Consider the following 24,322-nt stretch of genomic DNA (forward strand, 5'->3'; position numbering starts at 1 on the left):
CTCCAGCGTGGGAATGCATTTCACGACGCTCCGCGTCGCAAGAGGACGCAGAGCGTCCGGAACGGCATGCGACGCAGAGCGCCGCACGATAGACGAGATTATCGTTCCTCACGCTCCAGCGTGGGAACGCCGTGGGTGACGCTCTGCGTCACAGATCTGCGCCGCGCCGCATGTTCAGGATAGGACGCGGAGCGTCCAGAACGGCATGCCGACGCAGAGCGTCGGCACGATAGTCAGTCAGAGGAGCCTCAACGCCGAACCAGCAGCACACCCGATTCCATGTGGTGGGTGTACGGAAACTGGTCGAACAGCGCGCAGCGTTCGACCCGATGGGTGTCGTGCAGTTGGGCAATGTTGGCGGCCAGGGTTTCCGGGTTGCAGGAAATGTACAGAATGCGTTCGAAGCGCCGGGTCAGTTCGCAGGTGTCCGGGTCCATGCCGGCGCGGGGCGGGTCGACGAACACGCTGCCGAAATCGTAGCTCTTCAAGTCCACACCGTGCAGACGGCGGAACGGGCGCACTTCATTCAGGGCTTCGGTGAGTTCTTCGGCTGACAGGCGCACCAGCGTCACGTTGTCCACGCCGTTGTCATCCAGGTTGCTCAGCGCCGCATTGACCGAGGTCTTGCTGATTTCGGTCGCCAGCACCTTGCGCACGCGGGTGGCCAGCGGCAGGGTGAAGTTGCCATTGCCGCAATACAGCTCCAGCAGGTCGTCCTGCCGCTCGCCCAGCGCATCGAAGGCCCAGTTGAGCATCTTGCCGTTCACCGTGCCATTGGGCTGGGTGAAAGCGCCTTCGGGTTGCCGGTAGCTGAAGGTGCGGCCAGCCACGTCGAGCTTCTCGGTCACGTAATCATGCCCGATGACCAGCTTCTGGCCTTTGGAGCGGCCAATCAGGCTCACGTCCAGTTCGGCGGCCAGTTGCTCGGCTGCGGCCTGCCATTCGGCGTCCAGCGGGCGGTGATAGCACATGGTGATCATCGCGTCGCCTGCCAGCGTGGTCAGGAAGTCCACCTGAAACAGCTTGTGGTTCAACGTCGGGCTGGCTTCCCAGCGTTCGCGCAGCACCGGCATCAGCGCGTTGATGCGCTCGCTGGCGATCGGCAGGCCTTCAAGCAGGATCGGCGTCCTGTTGTCGCCCGGCGCGAACATCGCGTAGTAGCGCTTCTGGTCTTCGCGCCACAGGCGGAACTCGGCACGCAGCCGATAGTGTTCGCGTGGCGAGTCGAACACCTGCGGCTCGGGTGCGTCGAAGGGCGCCAGCAACTCGCGCAGGCGGACGGTTTTTTCTTCGAGCTGACGGTCGTAGCTCGCAGGGTCGAAGGGAACACTCATGCGTTGAACCAGCCCAGCTTGATCACGAACAGGATCGACAGGATCACCAACGCCGAATTCAGCTCGCGCCAGCGTCCCGACAGCAGCTTGATCGCTGTCCAGGAAATGAAGCCAAAGGCAATGCCGTTGGCGATGGAGTAGGTGAATGGCATGGCCAGGGCGGTGATGACCACCGGCGCGGCGACCGTGATGTCATCCCAGTCGATTTCAGCCATGCCGGAGGCCATCAACACCGCGACGAACAGCAGCGCGGGTGCGGTCGCGAAGGCGGGCACGCTGCCGGCCAGCGGGGCGAAGAACAGCGCCAGCAGGAACAGCACGGCGACCACCACGGCGGTCAGACCTGTGCGGCCACCGGCACTGACGCCCGCAGCCGACTCGATGTAGCTGGTGGTGGTCGAGGTGCCCAGCAGGGAACCGGCCATCGCGGCGGTACTGTCGGCGATCAGCGCACGGCCCATCTTCGGCATGTGCCCGTCCTTGCCCATCAGGCCGGCGCGTTTGGCCACGCCGATCAGCGTACCGGAGTTGTCGAAGATATCGACGAACAGGAAGGCGAAGATGATGCTGACCAGACCGACGTCCAGCGCACCCATGATGTCCAGTTGCATGAACGTGGGCGCTAGCGAAGGCGGCATCGACACCACACCGCCAAACGGCGAGAAGCCCAGGGCGATGGACACCAGGGTCACCGCCAGAATGCCGATCAGCACAGCGCCGCGCACTTTGAGGTGATCCAGGGCCACGATCAGAAAGAAGCCCAGCGTGGCAAGTATCGGGGCGGGCTGCTTGAGGTCGCCCATGCCGACCATGGTCGCCGGGTTGCTGACCACGATACCGGCGTTATGCAGGGCGATCAGCGCCAGAAACAGGCCGATACCGGCCGCAATTGCCGAACGCAGGGGCAGTGGAATGCTGTTGATGATCCATTCGCGGATCCGGAAGATCGACAGGATGAAGAACATCACCGCTGAAATGAACACCGCGCCCAGCGCTACCTGCCAGCTGTGGCCCATGTGCAGGACCACGGTGTAGGTAAAGAAGGCGTTCAGGCCCATGCCCGGCGCCAGAGCGATCGGGTAGTTGGCGATCAGGCCCATCACCGTCGAGCCGATGGCCGCTGCCAGGCAGGTGGCGACGAACACGGCGCCCTTGTCCATGCCGGTTTCGCCGAGGATGCTCGGGTTGACGAACAGGATATAAGCCATCGCCAGGAAAGTCGTGACGCCCGCAAGAATCTCGGTCCGCACGTTGGTGTTGTGTGCCTTGAGTTGAAACAGCCTTTCCAGCATGTCTGGCTCTCCGTGACGCGGCGTGCGTCGTGAATGATCGACTCCAGCAGCAAAGCACAGACTGCAGGGCAGCCCGTTTGATTTTTGCGGGTCGGAAAAAGCCGCGCATCATACCAGCAGCTTGGCGGGATGGCTGCCTGTGGATGACGGCCATTCGATGACAAGTACGCTCATCAAGAAAGCCTGAACGTTGCAAACCTCGCGAAGTCCCACCCCTTAAGACGCATAAAAAGTGCGCTAAGTGACCGCCTACCGTGAGGTTTCCATGAGTGCAACGACCCCGAACCCCCAGGACTTCGCTACCCACGCGATTTCCCTGACCCTGAACGGACAGCTCCGCCAACTGGATGTGCTGCCCTGGACCACCTTGCTTGACCTGCTGCGTGATCAGCTCGATCTGGTCGGCACCAAGAAAGGCTGCGACCACGGCCAGTGCGGTGCGTGTACCGTACTGCGCGACGGCACGCGCATCAATGCCTGCCTGACGCTGGCAATCATGTGTGACGGCGCCGAGCTGACCACCATTGAAGGCCTGGCCGATGGCGACCAGTTGCACCCCATGCAGCAGGCGTTCATCAAGAATGATGCGTTTCAGTGCGGCTACTGCACCCCCGGGCAAATCTGCTCGGCAGTCGGGCTTGCCAATGAGGGGCGCGCCAAGACGCGTGCCGAGATTCAGGAGTTGATGAGCGGTAACCTGTGCCGCTGCGGTGCCTACAGCAATATTCTGGCTGCTGTCGAAGAGGCGCTGCCCCAGTTCCACAATGCCGCGCCGAAGCCGGAGGTGAACGCATGAATCCGTTTACCTACAGCAAGCCGACCGACGTCACCGCTGCGGTCAACCTGAGTGGACCGGCTACACGTTTCATTGCCGGCGGCACCAATCTGCTCGACCTGATGAAAGAAAACGTCGCCACGCCCGAGCACCTGATCGACATCACTGGCCTGCCTTTAAGGGATGTCAGTGAGACGGCCTCGGGCGGTCTGATGATCGGTGCGCTGGTCAGCAACGCCGACCTGGCCTATCACCCGCTGGTCGAAGCGCGTTACCCGCTGTTGAGCAAAGCCGTGCTGGCCGGTGCTTCGCCGCAGCTGCGCAACATGGCCAGCACCGGCGGCAACCTGCTGCAACGCACCCGCTGCTATTACTTCTATGACACCGGCGTGCCGTGCAACAAGCGCGAGCCGGGCAGTGGCTGCCCGGCGCGCACCGGCCTGAATCGCATTCACGCGATCCTCGGTGCCAGCGAAGACTGCGTCGCGACTCACCCGTCCGACATGTGCGTGGCCCTCGCTGCGCTGGAAGCCGTGGTGCATGTTCAAGGACGTGCCGGCCGCCGCACTATCGAGTTCGCGGATTTCCATCGCCTGCCGGGTGATGCGCCGCAACGGGACAATCAGTTGGCCGACGATGAGTTGATCGTCGCCGTCGAGCTGCCTGCCAACGGCTTTGTCAGCCACAACGCTTATCTGAAGATCCGTGACCGTGCGTCCTACGCGTTTGCCCTGATATCGGTCGCTGCCGCCATTGATCTGGACGGCGACGTGATTCGCGAAGTGCGTCTGGCATTGGGCGGCGTCGCGCACAAACCATGGCGCGACAAGGCGGTCGAGGCGCTGCTGATCGGCAAGCCGGTCACTCGCGAGAACTTCGCCGCTGCCGCAGACGCCATGCTTGAAGATGCCCAGCCTCTGGAGCACAACGGTTTCAAAGTCAGACTGGCCCGCCGCGCGATCATCCGTGCCTTGAGCGATGCCGCAACAGGAGGGAGCGCCCAATGAACCAGCCATTTTCGCCAATGGGCAAGCCTGTGGACCGCGTCGACGGCCGTTTGAAAGTGACCGGTGGCGCACGTTACGCCGGCGAATACCCTGAAGAAGGGTTGCTGTATGCAAGCGTGGTCTCCAGCACCATCGCCAACGGTCGCGTCGCCAGCATCGATACAAGCGAGGCGTTGAAGGTAACGGGCGTGGTCGCTGTCATCGACCACACCAATCGTCCGTCGCTGGCCAGTTACGACGAAAACTATGAGGACGCCGATTCGGCCGACGGTTCGCCGTTTCGTCCTTTTTATAACGACAACGTCATGTACAGCGGCCAACCGCTCGCGCTGGTCGTCGCCGATACGCTGGAACTGGCCCGACATGCAGGCTCGCTGGTGCGCATCGAATATGAGCAGCAGGAGCACCAGACCGACCTGCAAGCCATGCTCGACACCGCCTATGACGCGCCTGCCGAATTGCCGCCGCCGCGTGGCAACTTCGAAGGCGAACTGGCCAGCTCTGCGCTGAGCGTGGACGTGACCTACAGCACGCCCAGCGAATACCACAACCCGATGGAGCCGCATGCGTCGACCGTCCTGTATCAGGCCGACGGCAGCTTGCAGATTCACGACAAGACGCAGGGCACACAAAACTGTCAGGACTACCTGCACAAGGTCTTCGGCCTGGAAAAGGACAAGATCCGTGTACTGGCCGCCTTTGTCGGTGGTGCCTTCGGTTCCGGCCTGCGCCCGCAATATCAACTGCCGCTGGCGGTGATGGCTGCTCTGCACCTCAAGCGCTCCGTACGCCTGACGCTGACCCGCCAGCAGATGTTCACCTTCGGTTATCGTCCGCGAACCATTCAGCGTCTGCGTCTGGGCGCGGCTGCCAACGGTCGTTTGCTGGCGGTCGGTCATGAGGCGATCGGGCAGACTTCGCGTTTCGAGGACTTCAGCGAGCACGTCGTGGAGTGGAGCGGCATGCTCTACCACTGCGACAACGTGCAGTTGACCTACAAACTGGTGCCGCTGGATGTCTTCACGCCGCTCGACATGCGTGCGCCGGGTGCTGCCCTGGGCATGATCGGCCTGGAATGCGCCATGGACGAACTGGCTTACGCGTTGGCCATCGATCCGGTGCGCCTGCGCCTGACCAACTACGCCGAGCGCAACGGTAACGAAGACAAGCCGTATTCGAGCAAGGAATTGCGCGAATGCTACGCCCAGGGCGCCGAACGCTTTGGCTGGTCCAGTCGCAACCCTGAGCCTCGCAGCATGCGTCAAGGCCGCCAGCTGGTCGGCTGGGGCATGGCGGGTGGTGTCTGGGAGGCCATGCAGATGAAGGCCAGCGCCAAAGCGCGTCTGCAAGCAGACGGCAAGCTGGTGGTCAGCAGTGCCACCACCGATATCGGCACCGGCACCTATACCGTCATGACGCAGATTGCTGCAGAGTCTTCGGGTATCGAGGTGGATAACGTCAGCTTCCTGCTGGGTGACTCTTCGTTGCCGACTGCGCCGTTGCAGGGTGGGTCGTTCACGGTTTCCTCAGTCGGTACTGCGGTGCAGCAGGCCTGTCAGGCGTTGCAGCGTCAGGTACTGGAAGTTGCCAAGGGGCTGCATCCGCAATTCGCTTCTGTGACGCCGGATGAGGTTCGCTTCGAGGCGGGCAAGCTATACGTGGGCGATCAGGCGCTATCGATGGCCGAACTGGCAGCGTCTCAGGCCCACGGGGTTATCGAGGTGCAAGTCGACGCCGAGCCGGACAAGAAGCGCGAAGCCTACGCCGCAGCGACGCACTCGGCGGTGTTCGTTGAGGTGCTGGTCGACGAGGATCTGGGCACTATCAAGGTCAATCGTGTGGTCAGTGCCGTGGCCGCGGGCAGGGTAGTTAATCCGAAAATGGCGCGCAGCCAGATTCTGGGTGGCGTTGTCTGGGGTATGGGAATGGCGCTTCAGGAAGAAGCGATGCTTGACCACGACCTGGGCCGCCCGATGAACCACAGCCTGGCCGAGTACCACATTCCGGTGAACGCTGACATTGGCGACATCGACGTGCTGTTTGTCGAAGAACACGACGACATTGTCAACGCGCTGGGTTCCAAGGGCGTCGGCGAAATCGGTATCGTGGGTGTGCCGGCAGCGATCGCCAACGCGATCTACCACGCCACCGGCAAGCGTATCCGTGAGTTTCCGATCACGCTGGATAAGCTGTTGTAACAGCGAGCTCAAATCCAACTGCCCAGCATGCCAACGCTCTGCGTTGGCATGCAGTTGGTGACGCCCTGCGTCCTCTTGCGCAGGCGGTGCGGCGCAGGTGTGACGCGGAGCATCACGAACTGCATTCCCACGCTGGAGCGTGAGGAACGATAGGCGTCCGAAAGTGCTCCGCGTCTGCAATCGCTCTGCAGGTGAGACAACCCGCCACGCGACAATAGACCACACGACTTTAATGGCTGAACAGGACTACTCTTTGAGGGTCGATTGATCTGCATCAGTGCGTTCAGGCAGTGATCAGTGCATCGACCAGCGTTTTCGCCATTGGAAGCGCCAGAATAAAGAAACATAAGCACTCATTACCGTGGGGGCAATCGCTGTTGGCTTGCGGCCGGCAGCAGGTTTCATCTGAGAGAGGAACATCTTATGTTCGGTTTAGAGGCTATAGATCTCGCCCGGATTCAGTTCGCATTCACGATTTCGTTTCACATCCTGTTTCCTGCCATCACCATCGGTCTGGCAAGTTACCTGGCTGTGCTCGAAGGTCTGTGGCTGAAGACCCGCGATGACGTCTACCGTGACCTGTACCACTTCTGGTCGAAGATTTTTGCAGTCAACTTCGGCATGGGCGTGGTTTCCGGGCTTGTCATGGCCTACCAGTTCGGCACCAACTGGAGTCGCTTCTCAGACTTCGCAGGTGCTGTGACCGGTCCGCTGCTGACCTACGAGGTGCTGACCGCGTTCTTCCTCGAAGCGGGCTTCCTCGGCGTGATGCTGTTCGGCTGGAATCGTGTCGGGCGCAACCTGCACTTCTTCTCCACGGTAATGGTCGCCATCGGCACGCTGATCTCCACCTTCTGGATTCTGTCGTCCAACAGCTGGATGCAGACACCGCAGGGGTTCGAGATCATCGACGGTCGGATCATCCCGACTGACTGGTTCGCCGTGGTCTTCAACCCGTCGTTCCCTTATCGTCTGACGCACATGGCAATTGCCGCGTTTGTGGCAACAGCGTTCTTCGTCGGTTCGTCGGCCGCCTGGCACCTGTTGCGGGGCCGCGACACACCTGCGGTGCGCAAGATGCTCTCGATGGCCATGTGGATGGCCCTGCTGGTGGCGCCTGTCCAGGCTGTCGTCGGTGACTTCCACGGTCTGAACACGCTCAAGCATCAGCCCGCGAAGATTGCTGCCATCGAAGGTCACTGGGAGAACGTCGGTGACGAACCGACCCCGCTGATCCTGTTCGGCATTCCCGACATGAAGGAAGAACGTACCAAGTACGCGGTGGAAATCCCTTATCTGGGCAGCCTGATCCTGACCCACAGTCTCGATAAGCAGGTGCCGGCGCTCAAGGAATTCAAGCCTGAAGATCGTCCTAATTCGACGATCGTGTTCTGGTCGTTCCGGGTCATGGTCGCCCTTGGCATGTTGATGATCTTCACCGGTCTGTGGAGCCTGTGGCTGCGCAAGCGCGGCACGCTGTATAACTCGCGTCCCTTCCTGTACCTGGCATTGTGGATGGGGCCGTCTGGCCTGATCGCCATTCTCGCCGGCTGGTTCACCACTGAAATCGGCCGTCAGCCTTGGGTCGTGTATGGCCTGATGCGTACTGCGGATGCTTCGTCCGGGCACAGCGTGGCGCAGATGAGCATCACTCTGGTGCTGTTCGTGGTGGTCTACTTCGTGCTCTTCGGCACAGGCCTTGGCTACATGATGCGTCTGGTTCGCAAAGGGCCGAAAGCCTACGTCGAACATGTGCCGCACGGTGGTCCCGGCCAGCAACGCACACCGGCCCGTCCGCTCTCCGCCGCTGTTGAAGGCGAAGAAGATGGCGACAATCTTGACCGTCACGGCAAGGGGATTTAAGCCATGGGTATCGATCTTCCGCTGATCTGGGCCATCATCATCGTCTTCGGCATCATGATGTACGTGGTGATGGACGGCTTCGATCTTGGTATCGGGATTCTCTTCCCGTTCATGAAGGACAGTTCCGACCGCGACGTGATGATGAACACCGTCGCGCCGGTCTGGGACGGTAACGAAACCTGGCTGGTGCTGGGCGGTGCGGCACTGTTCGGTGCATTCCCGCTGGCCTACTCGGTGGTCCTCTCTGCGCTGTACCTGCCGCTGATGTTCATGCTCATGGGCCTGATCTTCCGTGGCGTGGCGTTCGAGTTCCGCTTCAAGGCGACCGAGCTGAAGCGTCACTGGTGGGACAAGGCTTTCATCGGCGGCTCGCTGGCTGCGACCTTCTTCCAGGGCGTGGCGCTGGGTGCCTACATTGAAGGCATCCCGGTGGTCGATCGCCAGTTTGCCGGGGGCTCGCTGGACTGGCTCTCGCCATTCCCGATGTTCTGCGGGTTGGCCTTGATCGTCGCCTATGCGCTGCTGGGCTGCACCTGGCTGATCATGAAAACCGAAGGCTCGCTGCAGAAGGCGATGCATGATCTGGCACGGCCGCTGGCTCTGGCGGTACTTGCGGTCATGGCCGTGGTCAGTTTGTGGACGCCATTGGCCCACGCTGATATCGCGCATCGCTGGTTCAGCATGCCGAACCTGTTCTGGTTCATGCCCGTACCGATTCTGGTACTGGTGACCATGTACGGTCTGTTCAAGGCGGTTGCCCGCAATGCCCACTACACGCCGTTTCTGCTGACCCTGTTGCTGATCTTCCTGGGTTACAGCGGCCTGGGCATCAGCCTGTGGCCAAACATCATCCCGCCTTCGGTATCGATCTGGGCAGCCGCCGCGCCGCCGCAGAGCCAGGGCTTCATGCTGGTGGGCACGCTGTTCATCATTCCGTTCATCCTGGGCTACACCTTCTGGAGCTACTACGTGTTCCGCGGCAAGGTGACGGCTGCAGACGGTTATCACTAGTCCGAACCGAGGAGAATGACGATGTCTGGTAAAAATTCCATGCACGATCCTGATCCGGCGCTGAGCAAGCCGCTCTGGCAACGACTGGCCTGGCTGGTCGGAATCTGGGCGGGCAGCGTATTCGCGCTGTTCATCGTGGCCAGCCTGATGCGCATGTTCATGAGCGCAGCGGGCCTGACGACACACTGATACTGAATTCCCGTTCGTGTCTGCGGACACGTTTTGCGACCCTCTTGCCACTCGCGTGGCAAGGGGGTCTTTTTTTGTGCCTTGGGCGCGGGCTACTTGCGGGCTTTCAGAATCACGAATTTCGGCGTGGCGGCGACTTGTTCGACGCCGCGGAACAGGCGCGACAGCTTGGTGTGATAACCCAGGTGACGATTGCCGACGATGTACAGCGCCCCGCCGGTCACCAACGCTGCACGCGCTTGAACAAACATCCGCCAGGCCAGAAAGTCGCCTACCACTTGCTGCTGGTGGAAGGGCGGGTTGCACAGCACCACATCCAGCGAGTCAGGCTCGTGCATCTCCAGACCGTCGCCTGCTTGAACCCGTACGTCGCGATCACCCAGCGTCGCCCGCCAGTTCTCGGCTGCCGATTGCACGGCCATGAATGACTCGTCGACCAGCGTGTAATGTGCCTGCGGGTTGTCCAGCGCACTGGCGATGGCCAGCACGCCATTCCCGCAACCCAGGTCTGCGACCCTTGCCGTACCAAGGTTTCTCGGCAGATGAGGCAGGAAGGCGCGAGTGCCGATGTCCAGCCCGTCGCGGCAGAACACATTGGCATGGTTGAGCAGTTCGATGGCCGGTTCATCCAGCCGGTAGCGGGTCGGGTAGGGCGAGGTCCGCACTTCCATGGGCTGTGGCGTGGCAAACAGCAGCCTGGCTTTTTTCACTGCCAGCGAGGCTTGGACCGGTCCGACATATTCCTCCAGCAAGTCGCCAGCCGAACGCGGCAAATGCTTGACCATTGCTGCAGCGATAACCCGTGCGCCGGGGGCCAGCTGCCCTTGCAGGCGTATCAGTTGCTCTTCGAGCAGCGCCAGGGTCTTGGGCACGCGGATCAGCACCCAGTCGAAGGGCCCCTGCAACGCTTCGCTGGCCGGAATGTGCGGCACTGCGTCGTAGCTCATGCCGTTGCGCGCCAGATTCTTTTCCAGACCCTGCGCCGCCAGAAACGAGTCAGTACTACTGATGACAGTGGCATGCGGTGCAAGACTTGCGGCCAGGGCGCCGAAACTGTCATTGAGCACCAGAACCCGGCTTTGCAGGCTCAGCCCTGCTTCTGCAACATGATTGAGCAGGTACTCGTCAGCGGCATCGAATGCCTGCAGGGGCTCATCCTGTTGCTCGGGTTGGCGAATGAGATCAAGTTCAGCGAAGGGACTGATGAGCAGGGGCATTGGCGGGAAAACTCTGTGCAATCGAAGGTATGTCAGTGAGCCCGATGACAGGTGGGCTCGCTGAGACAGACGATTTTACGTATTTTTTCGTTCCGATACCTGTCTGATTACGCGGTGATTGCCCGTTTTGTCAGAACATTCCGCTGAGCGCGGCTTGTACGGCTGCAGCCGTCTTGTTGCAGACCCCCATTTTTTGAATGGCGCTGGCAATGTGGAAGTGAATGGTGCGCTCCTTCAGGCAGAGGATCATTGCGATGTCGCCAGCTGTTTTGCCTTCAGCGGACCACTTGAGGACTTCGATTTCTCTCTGAGTCAGGTTTTTTGCTGGCGAGGGCTGTGAGAAATTTATGTCCATCGTGTTCATGTAGCCTCCTTGCAGTACGTGTACAGACCTTGCTGGGTGTTTATCCAGTCTAGGAATAAATAGACGGCAATCTGTGGGCACGCCGCTCAGCCGGACGGATGGGCTGATGGCACTTGGCGGCGTGTTGTCGGCCTGCCGGCTGAAACCCGCGCGCGAGAAGGGGCGGGGGAATTCGTCCTGTGTGTGTTCGACCCTGAAGGAGCTGATCCAAGAACCAAATACTCTAAGCGGCAGAGCCCGCTGCCGGTTAATCCATCACAAACAGCCGGTGTTTATCGAGCCTGCTTTGCGGGACACTGGGTTCTGCTTTCATATTCAGGAGTTCAAAGCGCACCATGACCGTCAGTGACGATAAATTCACCCGCCAGACACTGCAGCGTGTTACGCCGTTGACCGCGAACCTGTTTACCCTGCGCACCACGCGTGATCCCGGTTTTCGCTTTCGTGCCGGACAGTTTGCGCGTCTCGGGGTGACCAAGGCCGACGGTTCAGTCGTATGGCGCGCCTACTCGATGGTTTCTTCTCCGCACGATGAATTTCTGGAGTTCTTTTCCATCGTGGTTCCGGATGGCGAATTCACCAGCGAGTTGAGCCGCTTGCGCGAAGGCGACAGCCTGCTGGTGGAAAAGCACGCGTTTGGTTATCTGACTCTGGATCGCTTTATCGATGGGCGTGATCTCTGGCTGTTATCCACAGGGACGGGAGTCGCACCGTTTCTGTCGATCCTTCAGGATTTCGAGGTCTGGGAGAAGTTCGAACGGGTGATCCTGGTGTACAGCGTTCGTGAGTCGCGCGAGCTGGCCTATCAGCAACTGATTGCCGAACTGATGCAGCGTGAGTACCTGGCTGAATACGCTGACAAGTTTCTGTTTCTGCCCACGGTGACCCGCGAGCAGTATCCCGGCGCATTGAATGGGCGGATCACGCAGTTGATCGATAACGGAGAGCTGGAGCGCGCTGCCGGCATTGCTCTCACGCCGGAGCATTCGCGGGTGATGCTGTGCGGCAACCCGCAGATGATCGATGACACACGGGCGATTCTCAAGCAGCGCGACATGCGCCTGAGCCTGTCACGCAAGCCTGGGCAAGTGGCGGTGGAGACGTATTGGTGATGGGGGGCGGCTAGCGATGGCTATCGTGCCGAGCATTGGCACGATAGTCACATAACTATCGTTCCTCACGCTCCGCGTGGGAATGCAGTTCGTGACGCTCTACGTCACACAGCGGTTCTGTGATGTCAGGTGGATTGGTGTTTGGCTCAGGTCACCTTTGCGCCCTTACGGCGCCTTACTTTGAGGGACCAAAGTAAGCAAAGCCCGCAGCTCCGTTTCCGGCCCGACTTCGTCCTGTCACTTACGTCCCAATTTGCGTTGTCAGTGCCATCGTGTCCGAAAAGCACTTTAGAGTAGTCGGGCTAGAGGCACGGCCCGGAACCTGATGACTATCGTTCCTCACGCTCCGCGTGGGAATGTAGTTCGTGACGCTCTGCGTCACACAGCGGCTTTTCTTTGTCAGGTGGATAGGGTTCGGCTCAGGTCACCTTTTCGCCTCTCGGCGACTTACTTTGATGGGGCCAAAGTAAGCAAAGCCCGCAGCTCCGTTTCCGGCCCGACTTCGTCGGGTTCCTTCGCCCTGTCACTGATCCGGGGGTCGCCGCACCGGGCCATCCATGGCCCGGTGCGGCTAGCCTGGCGTCCTGCCAGGCTACCCCCGGATCAGCGCCAGGACTCAGCCGTCACTAACGTCGCACTCTGCGTCGTCAGTGCCATCGCGGTTGAAAAGCACTGCGCGGGGACTATGGCCTGCAGATTTATGCCTTACTCAATCAAAGCGGACGAGCAGGGTCGACAGTGACTGGCGCTGCCGGTGTGTTCTGCTCCTTGAGCAGGTCACGAATCTCGCTCAACAGGACTTCCTGCTTGGAAGGCGTCGGCGGCAGGGTAGGTGCCTTGGCTTCTTCGCGCTTCAGGCGGTTGATGGCCTTGACGCCCATGAAGATCGCGAACGCGACGATGATGAAGTCGATGACGGTCTGGATGAACTTGCCGTAAGCCAGCAGTACTGCCGGGGCAGTCCCTTGCGCGGGGCGCAGGGTGACCGCCAGGTCGCTGAAGTCCACGCCACCAATCAACAGGCCCAGCGGCGGCATGATGACATCGCCGACGAACGAAGAAACGATTTTGCCGAATGCCGCGCCGATGATGATACCGACGGCCATATCGACCACGTTACCTTTGACCGCGAATGCCTTGAATTCTGTAAGCACGCTCATGGGTAATTCCTTGTAACAGATAAATTTGATCGAATTAAGTGTAGCCCAGCCGCGCTCTTGCCGCCCGCGCTACGTTCAATCGACCGGAGTCGTCCGTGTAAGTTTTATCCGGTTTTCAAAAGCAGTTGTCGCCTGGCGACTGGCAGGTATTGCAAGCTGCGTTATCATGGGCGTTTTTTAACGACTGGGGTTGTAATGGCCAAGGCCAAACGCTTGTACGGCTGCACTGAGTGCGGCGCGACATTTCCCAAGTGGGCGGGCCAGTGCAGCGAATGCGGTGCCTGGAACACACTGGTCGAAACCATGATTGAAAGCGGTGCCGCCGCGCCGCCCACCGGGCGCACGGGATGGACCGGTTCGCAGGCGCAGATCAGGACCCTGGCAGAGGTCAGCGTCGAAGAGATCCCGCGTTTCTCCACTAACTCCACCGAGCTGGACAGGGTGCTCGGCGGCGGTCTGGTTGACGGTTCGGTGGTGCTCATCGGCGGCGACCCCGGCATCGGCAAGTCCACTATCCTCTTGCAGACGCTGTGCAACATCGCCCAGCGCATGCCTGCGCTGTATGTCACCGGTGAGGAATCCCAGCAGCAGGTCGCCATGCGCGCCCGGCGTCTGGGTCTGCCGCAGGACAAGCTGCGGGTCATGACCGAAACCTGTATCGAGACCATCATTGCCACCGCCAAGGTGGAGAAGCCCAAGGTAATGGTGATCGATTCGATCCAGACGATTTTCACCGAACAGCTGCAGTCTGCCCCTGGCGGGGTGTCGCAGGTTCGCGAAAGCGCCGCCTTGCTGGTGCGTTACGCCAAGCAGAGCGGCACGGCGATCTTTCTGGTCGGTCACGTCACCAAGGAAGGTGCCCTGGCCGGTCCGCGTGTGCTCGAGCACATGGTCGATACCGTGCTGTATTTCGAGGGCGAGTCGGACGGTCGCCTGCGCCTGCTGCGTGCGGTGAAGAACCGCTTTGGCGCGGTCAACGAGCTGGGCGTGTTCGGCATGACCGACAAGGGCCTGAAAGAAGTCTCCAACCCGTCGGCGATTTTTCTGACCCGTGCGCAGGAAGAAGTGCCGGGCAGTGTGGTCATGGCCACCTGGGAAGGCACGCGGCCGATGCTGGTGGAAGTGCAGGCACTGGTGGACGACAGTCACATGTCCAACCCGCGCCGCGTGACGCTGGGTCTGGATCAGAATCGTCTGGCCATGCTGCTGGCGGTCCTGCACCGCCACGGCGGCATTCCCACCCACGATCAGGACGTGTTTCTCAACGTGGTAGGCGGTGTGAAGGTGCTGGAGACCGCATCCGACCTGGCCTTGATGGCTGCGGTCATGTCCAGTCTGCGCAATCGCCCGCTGCCGCATGACTTGCTGGTCTTCGGTGAGGTGGGGCTATCCGGTGAAGTCAGGCCGGTGCCCAGCGGCCAGGAGCGCCTCAAGGAGGCCGCCAAGCACGGCTTCAAACGCGCCATCGTGCCCAAGGGCAACGCACCGAAGGAAGCGCCGCCCGGCTTGCAGATCATTGCCGTTACGCGGCTGGAACAGGCACTGGATGCGCTGTTCGAGTAACCTCGCCCTGAGAATTATTCCTGCAGTTCGATCAAGGCTGCCAGTTCCCGATCCAGTTCCTCGGGGTCTCCGAGGTTCAATTCGACCAGCCGCCTAAGGTGGCTGATTGACTCCAGCCCTATGTGCCGGCAAACGAATCCAAGTTGCCGGTTGTTGTCATGGGTGATCTCGACATCCATTTTTACATGGGCATCGTTGCTTAGAATGATGTCGACTTCAAAGGGCTGCGTCTGATCACCGCTCCACGGATCTGGCCGTTCGATCAGCAACCCTTTTAGAGAAAGGTCGACCAGTTGCACTTTCCAGCTTTTGTCGCCTTGCTTCAGATCGGTCTTGGCATCAAAGGCAATACGTTTGAAACGACGGCGATCTGCAGGTGAGTCGGTCATCGAATGAACTCTCTTTTTGACCGCCACCGGAGGTCAGCGGGCCGGTCGTTATCTGATCGATTATGTTGTCCATGCACGATAGACCGGAAAGCAATGACAGAACAGTTCCGCATCGCTGTTTTGTGATCGGGACGCCATCTGTCGAGGCCATTCCAGCCCTCTATGCCGGGTATCTGCCGCAATTGATCAAATTTCGACCTAGACCTTGGTTGGGGGTGGTCTTTCGCTGATCCGGCGCTAAACTCGCATGGCTTGCCTTCTAGTCAACTCTGCTGGAATAAAAAAAATGAAAAATAATAATAGTCTGATGCGCCATGTTCCCTGGCTCATCGTTGCAATTGTCGGGGCATGTGCTCTTGGGGTCGTGGCCTTGCGTCGCGGAGAGGCGATCAACGCCTTGTGGATCGTGGTCGCTGCGGTAGCTATCTACCTGGTTGCCTATCGTTACTACAGTCTTTTCATCGCCACTCACGTCATGCAGCTCGATCCGCTGCGCGCGACACCGGCGGTGGTCAACAACGACGGTCTGGACTATGTGCCGACCAACAAACACATCCTCTTCGGTCACCACTTTGCAGCCATCGCTGGCGCCGGCCCGCTGGTCGGCCCGGTACTGGCAGCGCAAATGGGCTATCTGCCGGGCACGCTCTGGCTGATTGCCGGCGTGGTGCTGGCCGGTGCGGTGCAGGACTTCATGATCCTGTTCCTCTCCACGCGCCGTGATGGACGCTCGCTGGGCGACATGGTCCGCGAGGAAATGGGCCGTATCCCCGGTACCATCGCGTTGTTCGGCTGTTTCCTGATCATGATCATCATCCTCGCGGTGCTGGCGCTGATCGTGGTCAAGGCCCTGGCCGAGAGCCCGTGGGGCATGTTCACGGTCATGGCGACGATCCCGATCGCGATGTTCATGGGCATTTATATGCGCTACATCCGTCCTGGGCGCATTGGTGAAATCTCCATCGTCGGCGTCATTCTGTTGCTTGGTTCGATCTGGGTCGGCGGCATGGTAGCGGCTGATCCGACCTGGGGGCCGATGTTCACGTTCACCGGCGTGCAGATCACCTGGATGCTGGTCGGTTACGGCTTCGTAGCGGCCATGCTGCCGGTCTGGCTGCTGCTCGCGCCACGTGACTACCTGTCGACCTTCCTGAAAATCGGCACCATTCTGGCACTCGCCATCGGTATTCTGATTCTGGCGCCCGAGCTGAAAATGCCGGCTCTGACCCAGTTCACCAACGGCACAGGCCCGGTCTGGAAGGGCGCGCTGTTCCCGTTCCTGTTCATCACCATTGCCTGCGGTGCAGTGTCGGGCTTCCACGCGCTGATCTCGTCGGGCACCACGCCCAAGCTGCTTGATAACGAGAAAAACGCCCGTTACATCGGTTACGGCGGCATGCTGATGGAGTCCTTCGTGGCCATCATGGCGATGGTTGCCGCTTCGGTGATCGAGCCGGGTGTGTACTTCGCCATGAACAGCCCGGCTGCCGTGGTCGGCAGTGACGTGGTAACCGTCGCGCAGACAGTCTCCAGCTGGGGCTTTGCCATCACGCCGGAGCAACTGACCGCTGTCGCGAAAGACATCGGTGAAAATACCGTTCTGGCCCGTGCCGGTGGTGCTCCGACGCTGGCCGTCGGTATCGCACAGATCCTCCATCAGGTGCTGCCGGGTGAGAACACCATGGCGTTCTGGTACCACTTTGCGATTCTGTTCGAGGCGTTGTTCATCCTGACCGCTGTCGACGCCGGTACTCGTGCCGGACGCTTCATGCTGCAGGACCTGCTGGGCAGCTTCGTTCCAGCCTTGAAGCGTACCGAGTCGTGGACGGCCAATGCCATCGGCACCGGCGGTTGCGTGGCGCTGTGGGGCTATCTGCTCTATCAGGGCGTGATCGACCCGCTGGGCGGCATCAATACCCTGTGGCCGCTGTTCGGTATCTCCAACCAGATGCTCGCCGGTATCGCCCTGATGCTGGCCAGCGTGGTGCTGATCAAGATGAAGCGTCAGCGCTATGTCTGGGTGACCATGCTGCCTGCCGTCTGGCTGCTGATCTGCACCGTGACCGCGGGCTTGATCAAGCTGTTCGACGCCAACCCTGCGGTAGGTTTCCTGGCCCTGGCCAAGAAATACAGCGCCGCGGCCGATGCCGGTCAGATTCTTGCCCCGGCCAAAACCATGGACCAGATGCAGCACGTTATCTTCAACGCTTACACCAACGCCGGGCTGACCATATTGTTTCTGTTCGTGGTGGTCAGCATTCTGTTCTACGCCATTAAAGTCGGCCGTGCTGCGTGGAGCACCAAGGAGCGCACCGACAAGGAAGCTCCGTTCCAGGCCATGCCGCCAGCGTCACAGGTGTGATGATGGTTACCCAAAGAGGATTTGCCCATGTTCAATGACCTGAGTCGCCTCGGCAAATACCTCGGTCAGGCCGCGCGCCTGATGGTGGGCATGCCGGACTACGACACCTACGTTGAACACATGCAGAACACCCACCCGGACAAGCCGATGATGACCTACGAGCAGTTCTTCCGGGAACGGCAAGAGGCGCGTTACGGCGGCAAGGGCGGACCGAAGTGCTGTTGATCCGCTGATCTGCGTTATGGTTTGATCCGACGCGCCGCAGGCCATCACCTGTGGCGCGTTTTCATTTCAGCTGAATGCCTCACGCCAGGAGCCTTATGACTGAGTTGCAACCTATCCCCGTGACCGTGCTGACCGGTTTTCTGGGCGCCGGCAAGACCACCTTGCTGCGCAATCTGCTCAAGGCCGAACACGGCCTGAAAATCGCCGTGATCGAAAACGAATTCAGCGATGCAGGCATCGACAGCCAACTGCTCGGCACCGACCCAGTGCAGATCATGACCCTGTCCAACGGTTGCGTGTGCTGCACCATCCATACCGACCTGACCAAGGCGCTCTACTTGTTGCTGGAACGTCTGGACAGTGGCGAGATCGCTTTCGACCGACTGGTGATCGAGTGCACCGGACTGGCCGATCCCGCGCCGGTCGCGCAGACCTTTTTCATCGATGAAGAGCTGCGCGAGCGTTACATCCTCGACGGCATCATCACCCTGGTCGACGCCGCCCATGCCGATACGCATCTGGCACAAACCATCGCCCAGGCACAGATCGGCTTTGCCGACCGGCTGCTGGTCAGCAAACGTGATCTGGTCGACGATGCAGCTTTCGAGGCCCTGAGCGCGCGCCTGACCCGCATCAACCGCCGCGCGCCTATCCGTATTGTCGAGCACGGCAGGATCGACCTCGCCGAACTGCTCGACGTGCGCGGCTTCAACCTCAACGCTGACCTCGGCGGCGGCATGATCCTGCGCCCGCTGGCCCCGGTCGGCAATTCCGCTGACCGCATCAGCAGCCTTGTCCTGCGCAGCGAAAAACCACTGAACCTGGACCGCCTCAGCGAGTTCATGAACGAACTGCTGGAAGACCACGGCAAGCAACTGCTGCGTTACAAGGGGGTGCTCAACATCGAAGACGAACCGCGCAAGATGGTGTTTCAGGGCGTACTCAAGCTCTACGGCTTCGACTGGGACACTGAATGGGCCGAAGGCGAAAAGCGCGAGAGCGTGATTGTGTTCATTGCCGATGAATTGCCGGAGGAGAAAATACGGGCGGGGTTCGAGAAGGTATGCGGTTGAGAGGTCGGACAGCGGCTGAGCTTCTGCTCACACAGTGAACCGCCCAGTAAAAAGCCCCGGCTCTCACGAGTCGGGGCTTTCGGTACTGCGTTTAAACGAGGCTTATCAAGCGCCGTAAACCGGCAGCCTGGCGCAGATGGCCTTGACCTTCTCGCGAACCGCGTCGATCACGGCTTCGTTGTTCAGGTCTGCCAGGATGTCGCAGATCCAGCCGGCCAGTTCCTTGCACTCTGCTTCCTTGAAGCCGCGAGTGGTCACTGCCGGGGTGCCGAAGCGCAGGCCGGAGGTGACGAACGGGGAGCGTGGGTCGTTCGGAACGGAGTTCTTGTTGACGGTGATGAAGGCACGACCCAGAGCGGCGTCGGCGTCTTTACCGGAGATGTCCTGTTTGATCAGCGACAGCAGGAACAGGTGGTTCTCGGTACCGCCGGAGACGACGTCGAAACCACGCTCGATGAATACACCGGCCATGGCCTTGGCGTTTTTCACCACTTGCTGCTGGTAGGTCTTGAACTCAGGCTGCAACGCTTCCTTGAAGCAAATGGCCTTGGCTGCGATGACGTGCTCCAGCGGGCCGCCCTGGGAGCCAGGGAATACGGCGGAGTTCAGCTTCTTCTCGATATCGGCGTTGGCGCGAGCCAGGATCAGGCCGCCACGTGGACCGCGCAGGGTCTTGTGCGTGGTGGTGGTCACGACGTCGGCGAATGGCACCGGGTTCGGGTAGACGCCTGCGGCGACCAGACCGGCTACGTGAGCCATGTCGACGAACAGGTACGCACCGACCTTGTCAGCGATTGCGCGGAAACGCGGGAAGTCGAGGATCTGCGAGTAGGCAGAGAAACCGGCGACGATCATTTTCGGTTTGTGCTCGACGGCCAGGCGCTCGACTTCGTCGTAGTCGATCATGCCGTTGCCGTCGATGCCGTACTGAACGGCGTTGTACAGTTTGCCCGAGGACGAAACGCTGGCGCCGTGGGTCAGGTGACCACCGTGAGCCAGGCTCATGCCCAGAATGGTGTCGCCGCCTTGCAGCAGGGCCAGGTATACCGCCGAATTGGCTTGCGAACCCGCGTGTGGCTGGACGTTGGCGTAATCGGCGCCGAACAGTTCCTTGGCGCGGTCGATGGCCAGTTGCTCGATAACGTCGACGTACTCGCAACCACCGTAGTAGCGCTTGCCCGGATAGCCTTCGGCGTACTTGTTGGTCAGGACCGAGCCCTGAGCTTCCATGACGGCCGGACTGGTGTAGTTTTCCGAGGCAATCAGCTCGATGTGTTCTTCCTGACGCAGAGCTTCTTGCTCCATGGCGGCAAACAGATCGGCGTCGTACTTGGCGATAGTCAAATCACGGCTGAACATGGCAGTCCTCAAGGGGGCATGGCGGAAAAGGCGACTATTCTACCCCATCGGGTTTTATCTGGCATATGAAAGGCAGTCATCTTGAACAGTGAAGGGGTTCACGCAGCCCGGTAAAAGGCGCGTGATCCTGGGTTTTGTGGGCTTCTGGAGGCAAAACTCCCTTCGCATCAACCTGCATCAGCACTCAAGGGCGGCCTGCGTGCGGCCCACGGCTGGGCGCGTTCCAGTTGGCCGGCAAGGCTCAGCAAGGTCAGTTCGTCGCCAAACCGCGCGGCGAAGTGAGAACCCAGCGGCAGCGAATCGGCTGTCCAGTAGAGGGGCACGGACATGGCTGGCTGGCCAGTCGCGTTGAAGATCGCCGTGTAGGGCGAGTAGCTGTGCGAAAGCGCGATGAAGTCCTGCAGGGACCGGCTGTCGTCGTCGAAGGCCAACTCTCCCAGGCGAGGCGGGGCGCGGTTGAGCGTCGGGGTGAGAACAATGTCGTACTCTTCGAAGAAACCGGCCATCGCCCGGCCCAGTGCATGCATCGATTCGACCGCCGAAATGTAGCGCGTTGCAGGCAGTTGCCCGCGCTCGCGCAGAATGACACGGGTGCGCGGCTCCAGCTCTTCCATGGCCACCGGGAAGCCGCGCATTTTGCCTAGCAGATCGAGGTAGCCCTGAGTGTGTGAGCCGATGATGTCGAACGTCGCGTCGAGGAATTCAGGTAGCTGGACGGGCAAGGTAGCCGGAATCACGTAATGGCCGAGCGCCTCCAGCAAGGCCGCAGTGTGTTGCAGTGCAGCCAGGGCTTCCGGCTCAGCCGGCCACGGCGATATAGCCGAGACCAGAGCTATTTTCAGGCGCTTGGGATCGCGGCCTGCGGCGTGTGCAAAGGGCGTCGCAGGCATGGGCGCTGCATAGGGAGCCCCAGGATCACTCCCGGCAGTGGCGTCGAGCAGGGCGGCGCTGTCGCCTACCGACAGGGTAATTGCATGAGCCGTGCTCAGACCTGCCCAGCCCTCACCGACCATCGGGCCTGACGGCAGCAGCCCACGCGACGGCTTGAAGCCGAATACGCCGCAGCAGGAAGCCGGCACGCGAAGCGAGCCGCCGCCATCGTTGCCATGCGCGAAGGGGATGGCGCGCGCCGCAACCAGAGCGGCTGCACCGCCGCTGGAACCGCCCGCGCTGTATTGCGGGTTCCAGGGATTGCGGGTCGCGCCGAAGCGCTGCGATTCGGTGCTGTAGGACACGCCGAATTCAGGCGCGGTGGTTGTCCCGATCAGTTGGCAGCCCGCCTGACGCAGTCGGCTGACGATTTCGCAATCGATGTCTGAGCGAAACTCGCCCAGCGCATGCGAGCCACTGGTCATGCGTGCCCCCGCCATCGGGGTGAACATGTCTTTCACCAGGGTCGGTACGCCGGCCATGACGCCCTGTCTGACGCTGCTCCCGGTCGCCTGACTACGCGCCTGATCGTAAAGCCTTTCGCTGACAGCATTCAGGCCTGGCTCGACCTGTTCGACCCGCGCGATAGCGGTTTCCAGCAGCTCGCCTGGGCTCACCTCGCCATTGCGTACCAGTGTTGCCAGGCCGCGGCCGTCCAGCGTATTGAATAATTCGTGCAGGTCTTTCATCGATCGTCTCCAGGATTGAAAGCGTGTCGTCGCGGTGCGTACGCCACTTAAAAGCTGATGCCGGTACGCAGCGCCACGGTGTAGCCCTCGGCACGGTTGCGGGCGTCGAACTCCTTGTAGGCGTGCAACCAGATGGGTGGCAGCCCGGCGCCGGGTTTGAAGTAGCTCACTGCAGGGCCTGCGGCGAGTACTCGGGCACGATTGCCGCGGGTCAGCCCCGGCGCGTCGTCGTCCGACAGCTGCCGGTAGTAGTAGCCGCCAATGCCGACGGTCCAGTCGCCCACATGCTGGCCCACTGCAAACTCATGTCGGTACTCAACGCCACTGCGGTAATCGGTGTCGGGGTTGCGCGCGTTTATATCGATCTGGAAACTCGAGGAAACCTCGAAGCCGCCGGGTGAAATGTAGGTTGCATTCAACAGCGGAGAAACCGTCCAGTGGTTCGTGCCAGGGCTGACCAGACGGTTTTTGTCATAGTCCCCGGTGGGCGCCTGAAACATCAGTTGGGTATTGATGCCCAGCCCCGGCCCGAGCTTCCAGTCCAGGATGATCGGCACCACTTGCAGGTCCGCTTGGCGAAACAGCGATGCACTGTCGCTGAATACCCGTTGCCCCCCTGCATTCACGCCCAGGTCTGCATCCATCTTGAAAAAGATCGGCACCACCGCGAAACCATAGCGGGCACCGAGAAACTCCTGCTCGGTCATTCGCAAGTAGGCGAGGCCGATCGCCAGGACGTTGATCTGGAAATCGTTGGGGCTGTCCTTGCCGTGGCTGTCCTTGATGACATCCGCATGGTAGTTACTGATGCGCGTGCCGACGGTGCCATTGGCAGTGGAGGGCGGCATGAAGCCTGCGCCAAAGTCGAAAACGCCAGCGGCTGTCGTGGGCGCAGCGTTTTCGGTGGCGCAGGCCGTGGACGATAACCACAGGATCGCCATGGCGAGTCCTGAAGCGCTAAGGAAGTGGTTTTTTAATGACATCGGTAAGTGCCTTGTTATTTTTATGGGCGAGCACGGCCCTCCCTTGCGGGGTGGCAGTTATTGGAAAAACCGGAAATGAGGGGTAGAACGCGTTGGCGTCAGCTGTCAGTCAAATGCAGTAACTGAGCGATCTGCGCTTTACGGGTGACACCGAGCTTGTTGTAGATCTTTCTCAAGTGGTGCCGGACGGTGCAGGGCGACATACCGATGTTGCGTGCGACTTCCTTGTAAGTCTGGCCGACCGCAAAGCCTCGGGCGACCTGAAGTTCGCGCGTGCTCAACAGCTCCAGACTGCTGCGTCGGCGCGCCGTCAATAGAACGAGGTCGCCTACGGGTTGCGACGTAATGTGCAGGTTCTGACTCGAATAGCCCTCTTGGGGGTCGCACTGTCGAGGCAGGCGATTGGACGGTCTGTCAGGCCATTCCGAGCCCAGCATCGACGAGAATGCAGGCTCCATGGAAAGCAGCACGCCGTAACGATCGCTCACCGCCATGGCGGTCTCGTCGTAAGCACCCTGGGTTTCCCGCAGGGTCGTGAGCGTGCGCAGATAACTGGCCTGTTCGGCGGCGACTAGATGCGGCATCAGCCACTCGATCAGGCGCTTGTCCAAGGGCGAAAAGGGCGTGTGGTCGGCCGAGCGAAACAGCGTCAAATGCACACCCTGCTGGGTGTGCGGGTCGGTCAGGACAATGCCCAGCGCGAAGCAAAGGTCGTACTGGCGTCCGAGTTCGGCAAGCGCGGAAGGTGCATCCGCTGCCGTGCAGTGAATGACCTGACAGACGCCCTGGGTCTGATGCATTCTGCCGACGCTGGCGTCCGAGGTCTTGAGTTGCTCCCACTCGGCGGCGTAACCGCTGGGCAGGCCGAGCAAAAAGGAACTGTGCTCGACGGGCCAGTTGTCACGCCAGGTGGATCTTCCCCACCAGGCCTTGTCGAACTGCACCAGCGCGCGCACCCGCTCAAGCGCCTGTTGATGGAACGTAGAGATCGACGCGCTGCTGACCTCGGTCTGAAGCTCGAGAATCACCTCGTTCAAGGCTTCAACGACCTGACAGGAAACACTGTCCAGGGATGTTGTATCGCTGATCATGCTACCCCCTTGTGTTCTTTGTTATGGGTAGAGCGCTCGCTGTCATTGACGCTGTGCGAGGCAGTGGCTCAAGTCTACTCATATTCAAGGGTTCGGCTATCGTTCAAATGTACGATGGCCGGGGCGCCAGGCTTGC

The 24,322-nt window shown here is 60.6% G+C and carries 21 protein-coding genes; 11 read left to right on the top strand and 10 right to left on the bottom strand.

Annotated features, from left to right (window positions below):
* Positions 1–248: 248 nt before the first annotated feature.
* Together trmA and JOE33_RS18045 are read right to left on the bottom strand one after the other, a co-directional pair.
* Positions 249–1,334, bottom strand: coding sequence for a tRNA (uridine(54)-C5)-methyltransferase TrmA (gene trmA, locus JOE33_RS18040; protein ID WP_010437526.1), 1,086 nt, complete (start codon positions 1,332–1,334; stop codon positions 249–251).
* Positions 1,331–2,626 carry an NCS2 family permease gene (locus tag JOE33_RS18045; protein ID WP_010437528.1) on the bottom strand — a complete coding sequence of 432 codons (1,296 nt, stop codon included), beginning with the start codon at positions 2,624–2,626 and terminating at the stop codon, positions 1,331–1,333. The genes trmA and JOE33_RS18045 overlap by 4 nt, the downstream gene beginning before the upstream one ends.
* A 265-nt stretch (positions 2,627–2,891) precedes the next feature.
* On the opposite strand from JOE33_RS18045, the gene JOE33_RS18050 reads away from it, so the two are divergent.
* The 6 genes from JOE33_RS18050 (at position 2,892) to JOE33_RS18075 (ending at position 9,669) form a co-directional block, all read left to right on the top strand.
* A complete protein-coding gene (locus JOE33_RS18050) occupies positions 2,892–3,422 on the top strand; it encodes a (2Fe-2S)-binding protein (RefSeq protein ID WP_025991110.1) in 531 nt (176 codons plus the stop codon).
* Positions 3,419–4,408, top strand: a complete 990-nt coding sequence (locus JOE33_RS18055; RefSeq protein WP_010437532.1) for a xanthine dehydrogenase family protein subunit M — start codon at positions 3,419–3,421, stop codon at positions 4,406–4,408. The genes JOE33_RS18050 and JOE33_RS18055 overlap by 4 nt, the downstream gene beginning before the upstream one ends.
* Positions 4,405–6,606 (top strand): xanthine dehydrogenase family protein molybdopterin-binding subunit, encoded by a 2,202-nt coding sequence (locus JOE33_RS18060; protein ID WP_187624913.1) that lies wholly within the window; start codon positions 4,405–4,407, stop codon positions 6,604–6,606. The genes JOE33_RS18055 and JOE33_RS18060 overlap by 4 nt, the downstream gene beginning before the upstream one ends.
* Positions 6,607–7,029: 423 nt before the next feature.
* Complete coding sequence (locus JOE33_RS18065; RefSeq protein ID WP_004416056.1) at positions 7,030–8,469, top strand: cytochrome ubiquinol oxidase subunit I; 1,440 nt, start codon at positions 7,030–7,032, stop codon at positions 8,467–8,469.
* Positions 8,470–8,472: 3 nt separating this feature from the next.
* The gene (cydB, locus tag JOE33_RS18070) at positions 8,473–9,480 is read left to right on the top strand and encodes a cytochrome d ubiquinol oxidase subunit II (protein ID WP_032614747.1); all 1,008 of its coding nucleotides are present in this window, start codon (positions 8,473–8,475) and stop codon (positions 9,478–9,480) included.
* A 21-nt stretch (positions 9,481–9,501) separates the two neighbouring features.
* Positions 9,502–9,669 (top strand): DUF2474 domain-containing protein, encoded by a 168-nt coding sequence (locus tag JOE33_RS18075; RefSeq protein ID WP_002555239.1) that lies wholly within the window; start codon positions 9,502–9,504, stop codon positions 9,667–9,669.
* A 92-nt stretch (positions 9,670–9,761) separates the two neighbouring features.
* Here JOE33_RS18075 and JOE33_RS18080 read toward each other — a convergent pair whose 3' ends face one another.
* Both JOE33_RS18080 and JOE33_RS18085 read right to left on the bottom strand, forming a co-directional pair.
* Positions 9,762–10,886 carry a methyltransferase gene (locus JOE33_RS18080; RefSeq protein ID WP_054993133.1) on the bottom strand — a complete coding sequence of 375 codons (1,125 nt, stop codon included), beginning with the start codon at positions 10,884–10,886 and terminating at the stop codon, positions 9,762–9,764.
* Between the two features lie 130 nt (positions 10,887–11,016).
* On the bottom strand, positions 11,017–11,250 hold the full coding sequence (locus tag JOE33_RS18085; RefSeq protein WP_003340758.1) for a helix-turn-helix transcriptional regulator: 234 nt from the start codon (positions 11,248–11,250) through the stop codon (positions 11,017–11,019).
* Positions 11,251–11,585: 335 nt separating this feature from the next.
* Between JOE33_RS18085 and JOE33_RS18090 the strand changes: the two genes are divergently transcribed.
* Complete coding sequence (locus tag JOE33_RS18090; protein ID WP_187624914.1) at positions 11,586–12,362, top strand: ferredoxin--NADP reductase; 777 nt, start codon at positions 11,586–11,588, stop codon at positions 12,360–12,362.
* A 713-nt stretch (positions 12,363–13,075) separates the two neighbouring features.
* Here the strand turns inward: JOE33_RS18090 and mscL are convergent.
* A complete protein-coding gene (gene mscL, locus JOE33_RS18095; protein ID WP_054992785.1) occupies positions 13,076–13,522 on the bottom strand; it encodes a large-conductance mechanosensitive channel protein MscL in 447 nt (148 codons plus the stop codon).
* Positions 13,523–13,717: 195 nt separating this feature from the next.
* Here mscL and radA point away from each other — a divergent pair, with 195 nt between their 5' ends.
* On the top strand, positions 13,718–15,085 hold the full coding sequence (gene radA, locus JOE33_RS18100; RefSeq protein WP_002555235.1) for a DNA repair protein RadA: 1,368 nt from the start codon (positions 13,718–13,720) through the stop codon (positions 15,083–15,085).
* Positions 15,086–15,099: 14 nt separating this feature from the next.
* Here radA and JOE33_RS18105 read toward each other — a convergent pair whose 3' ends face one another.
* Positions 15,100–15,474, bottom strand: a complete 375-nt coding sequence (locus JOE33_RS18105) for a PilZ domain-containing protein (RefSeq protein WP_010434443.1) — start codon at positions 15,472–15,474, stop codon at positions 15,100–15,102.
* A gap of 286 nt (positions 15,475–15,760) precedes the next feature.
* Here JOE33_RS18105 and JOE33_RS18110 point away from each other — a divergent pair, with 286 nt between their 5' ends.
* The 3 genes from JOE33_RS18110 to yjiA all read left to right on the top strand — a co-directional run bounded on the left by JOE33_RS18110 (position 15,761) and on the right by yjiA (position 19,134).
* Entirely contained in the window at positions 15,761–17,836 is a 2,076-nt protein-coding gene (locus tag JOE33_RS18110; protein ID WP_032615065.1) for a carbon starvation CstA family protein, read from the top strand.
* Positions 17,837–17,863: 27 nt separating this feature from the next.
* Positions 17,864–18,061, top strand: a complete 198-nt coding sequence (locus JOE33_RS18115; protein ID WP_002555232.1) for a YbdD/YjiX family protein — start codon at positions 17,864–17,866, stop codon at positions 18,059–18,061.
* Positions 18,062–18,156: 95 nt separating this feature from the next.
* Entirely contained in the window at positions 18,157–19,134 is a 978-nt protein-coding gene (yjiA, locus tag JOE33_RS18120) for a GTPase (RefSeq protein WP_187624915.1), read from the top strand.
* A gap of 105 nt (positions 19,135–19,239) precedes the next feature.
* Here yjiA and glyA read toward each other — a convergent pair whose 3' ends face one another.
* From glyA to JOE33_RS18140, 4 genes are all read right to left on the bottom strand, one after another.
* Complete coding sequence (glyA, locus tag JOE33_RS18125) at positions 19,240–20,493, bottom strand: serine hydroxymethyltransferase (protein ID WP_010434456.1); 1,254 nt, start codon at positions 20,491–20,493, stop codon at positions 19,240–19,242.
* Between the two features lie 167 nt (positions 20,494–20,660).
* Positions 20,661–22,112, bottom strand: coding sequence for an amidase (locus JOE33_RS18130; protein ID WP_032615068.1), 1,452 nt, complete (start codon positions 22,110–22,112; stop codon positions 20,661–20,663).
* Between the two features lie 47 nt (positions 22,113–22,159).
* Entirely contained in the window at positions 22,160–23,053 is an 894-nt protein-coding gene (locus JOE33_RS18135; RefSeq protein WP_074595014.1) for a transporter, read from the bottom strand.
* Positions 23,054–23,193: 140 nt separating this feature from the next.
* Positions 23,194–24,186, bottom strand: a complete 993-nt coding sequence (locus JOE33_RS18140) for a helix-turn-helix transcriptional regulator (RefSeq protein WP_010434464.1) — start codon at positions 24,184–24,186, stop codon at positions 23,194–23,196.
* Positions 24,187–24,322: the final 136 nt, after the last annotated feature.

Source organism: Pseudomonas sp. PvP027, from assembly GCF_017833005.1.
Classification (GTDB): Bacteria; Pseudomonadota; Gammaproteobacteria; order Pseudomonadales; family Pseudomonadaceae; genus Aquipseudomonas; species Aquipseudomonas congelans.

Excerpts from the sequence above, each read along its gene's own strand:
- trmA (WP_010437526.1), bottom strand. The coding sequence starts at position 1,334 with ATGAGTGTTCCCTTCGACCCTGCGAGCTACGACCGTCAGCTCGAAGAA.
- JOE33_RS18045 (WP_010437528.1), bottom strand. The coding sequence starts at position 2,626 with ATGCTGGAAAGGCTGTTTCAACTCAAGGCACACAACACCAACGTGCGG.
- JOE33_RS18050 (WP_025991110.1), top strand. The coding sequence starts at position 2,892 with ATGAGTGCAACGACCCCGAACCCCCAGGACTTCGCTACCCACGCGATT.
- JOE33_RS18055 (WP_010437532.1), top strand. The coding sequence starts at position 3,419 with ATGAATCCGTTTACCTACAGCAAGCCGACCGACGTCACCGCTGCGGTC.
- JOE33_RS18060 (WP_187624913.1), top strand. The coding sequence starts at position 4,405 with ATGAACCAGCCATTTTCGCCAATGGGCAAGCCTGTGGACCGCGTCGAC.
- JOE33_RS18065 (WP_004416056.1), top strand. The coding sequence starts at position 7,030 with ATGTTCGGTTTAGAGGCTATAGATCTCGCCCGGATTCAGTTCGCATTC.
- cydB (WP_032614747.1), top strand. The coding sequence starts at position 8,473 with ATGGGTATCGATCTTCCGCTGATCTGGGCCATCATCATCGTCTTCGGC.
- JOE33_RS18075 (WP_002555239.1), top strand. The coding sequence starts at position 9,502 with ATGTCTGGTAAAAATTCCATGCACGATCCTGATCCGGCGCTGAGCAAG.
- JOE33_RS18080 (WP_054993133.1), bottom strand. The coding sequence starts at position 10,886 with ATGCCCCTGCTCATCAGTCCCTTCGCTGAACTTGATCTCATTCGCCAA.
- JOE33_RS18085 (WP_003340758.1), bottom strand. The coding sequence starts at position 11,250 with ATGAACACGATGGACATAAATTTCTCACAGCCCTCGCCAGCAAAAAAC.
- JOE33_RS18090 (WP_187624914.1), top strand. The coding sequence starts at position 11,586 with ATGACCGTCAGTGACGATAAATTCACCCGCCAGACACTGCAGCGTGTT.
- mscL (WP_054992785.1), bottom strand. The coding sequence starts at position 13,522 with ATGAGCGTGCTTACAGAATTCAAGGCATTCGCGGTCAAAGGTAACGTG.
- radA (WP_002555235.1), top strand. The coding sequence starts at position 13,718 with ATGGCCAAGGCCAAACGCTTGTACGGCTGCACTGAGTGCGGCGCGACA.
- JOE33_RS18105 (WP_010434443.1), bottom strand. The coding sequence starts at position 15,474 with ATGACCGACTCACCTGCAGATCGCCGTCGTTTCAAACGTATTGCCTTT.
- JOE33_RS18110 (WP_032615065.1), top strand. The coding sequence starts at position 15,761 with ATGAAAAATAATAATAGTCTGATGCGCCATGTTCCCTGGCTCATCGTT.
- JOE33_RS18115 (WP_002555232.1), top strand. The coding sequence starts at position 17,864 with ATGTTCAATGACCTGAGTCGCCTCGGCAAATACCTCGGTCAGGCCGCG.
- yjiA (WP_187624915.1), top strand. The coding sequence starts at position 18,157 with ATGACTGAGTTGCAACCTATCCCCGTGACCGTGCTGACCGGTTTTCTG.
- glyA (WP_010434456.1), bottom strand. The coding sequence starts at position 20,493 with ATGTTCAGCCGTGATTTGACTATCGCCAAGTACGACGCCGATCTGTTT.
- JOE33_RS18130 (WP_032615068.1), bottom strand. The coding sequence starts at position 22,112 with ATGAAAGACCTGCACGAATTATTCAATACGCTGGACGGCCGCGGCCTG.
- JOE33_RS18135 (WP_074595014.1), bottom strand. The coding sequence starts at position 23,053 with ATGGCGATCCTGTGGTTATCGTCCACGGCCTGCGCCACCGAAAACGCT.
- JOE33_RS18140 (WP_010434464.1), bottom strand. The coding sequence starts at position 24,186 with ATGATCAGCGATACAACATCCCTGGACAGTGTTTCCTGTCAGGTCGTT.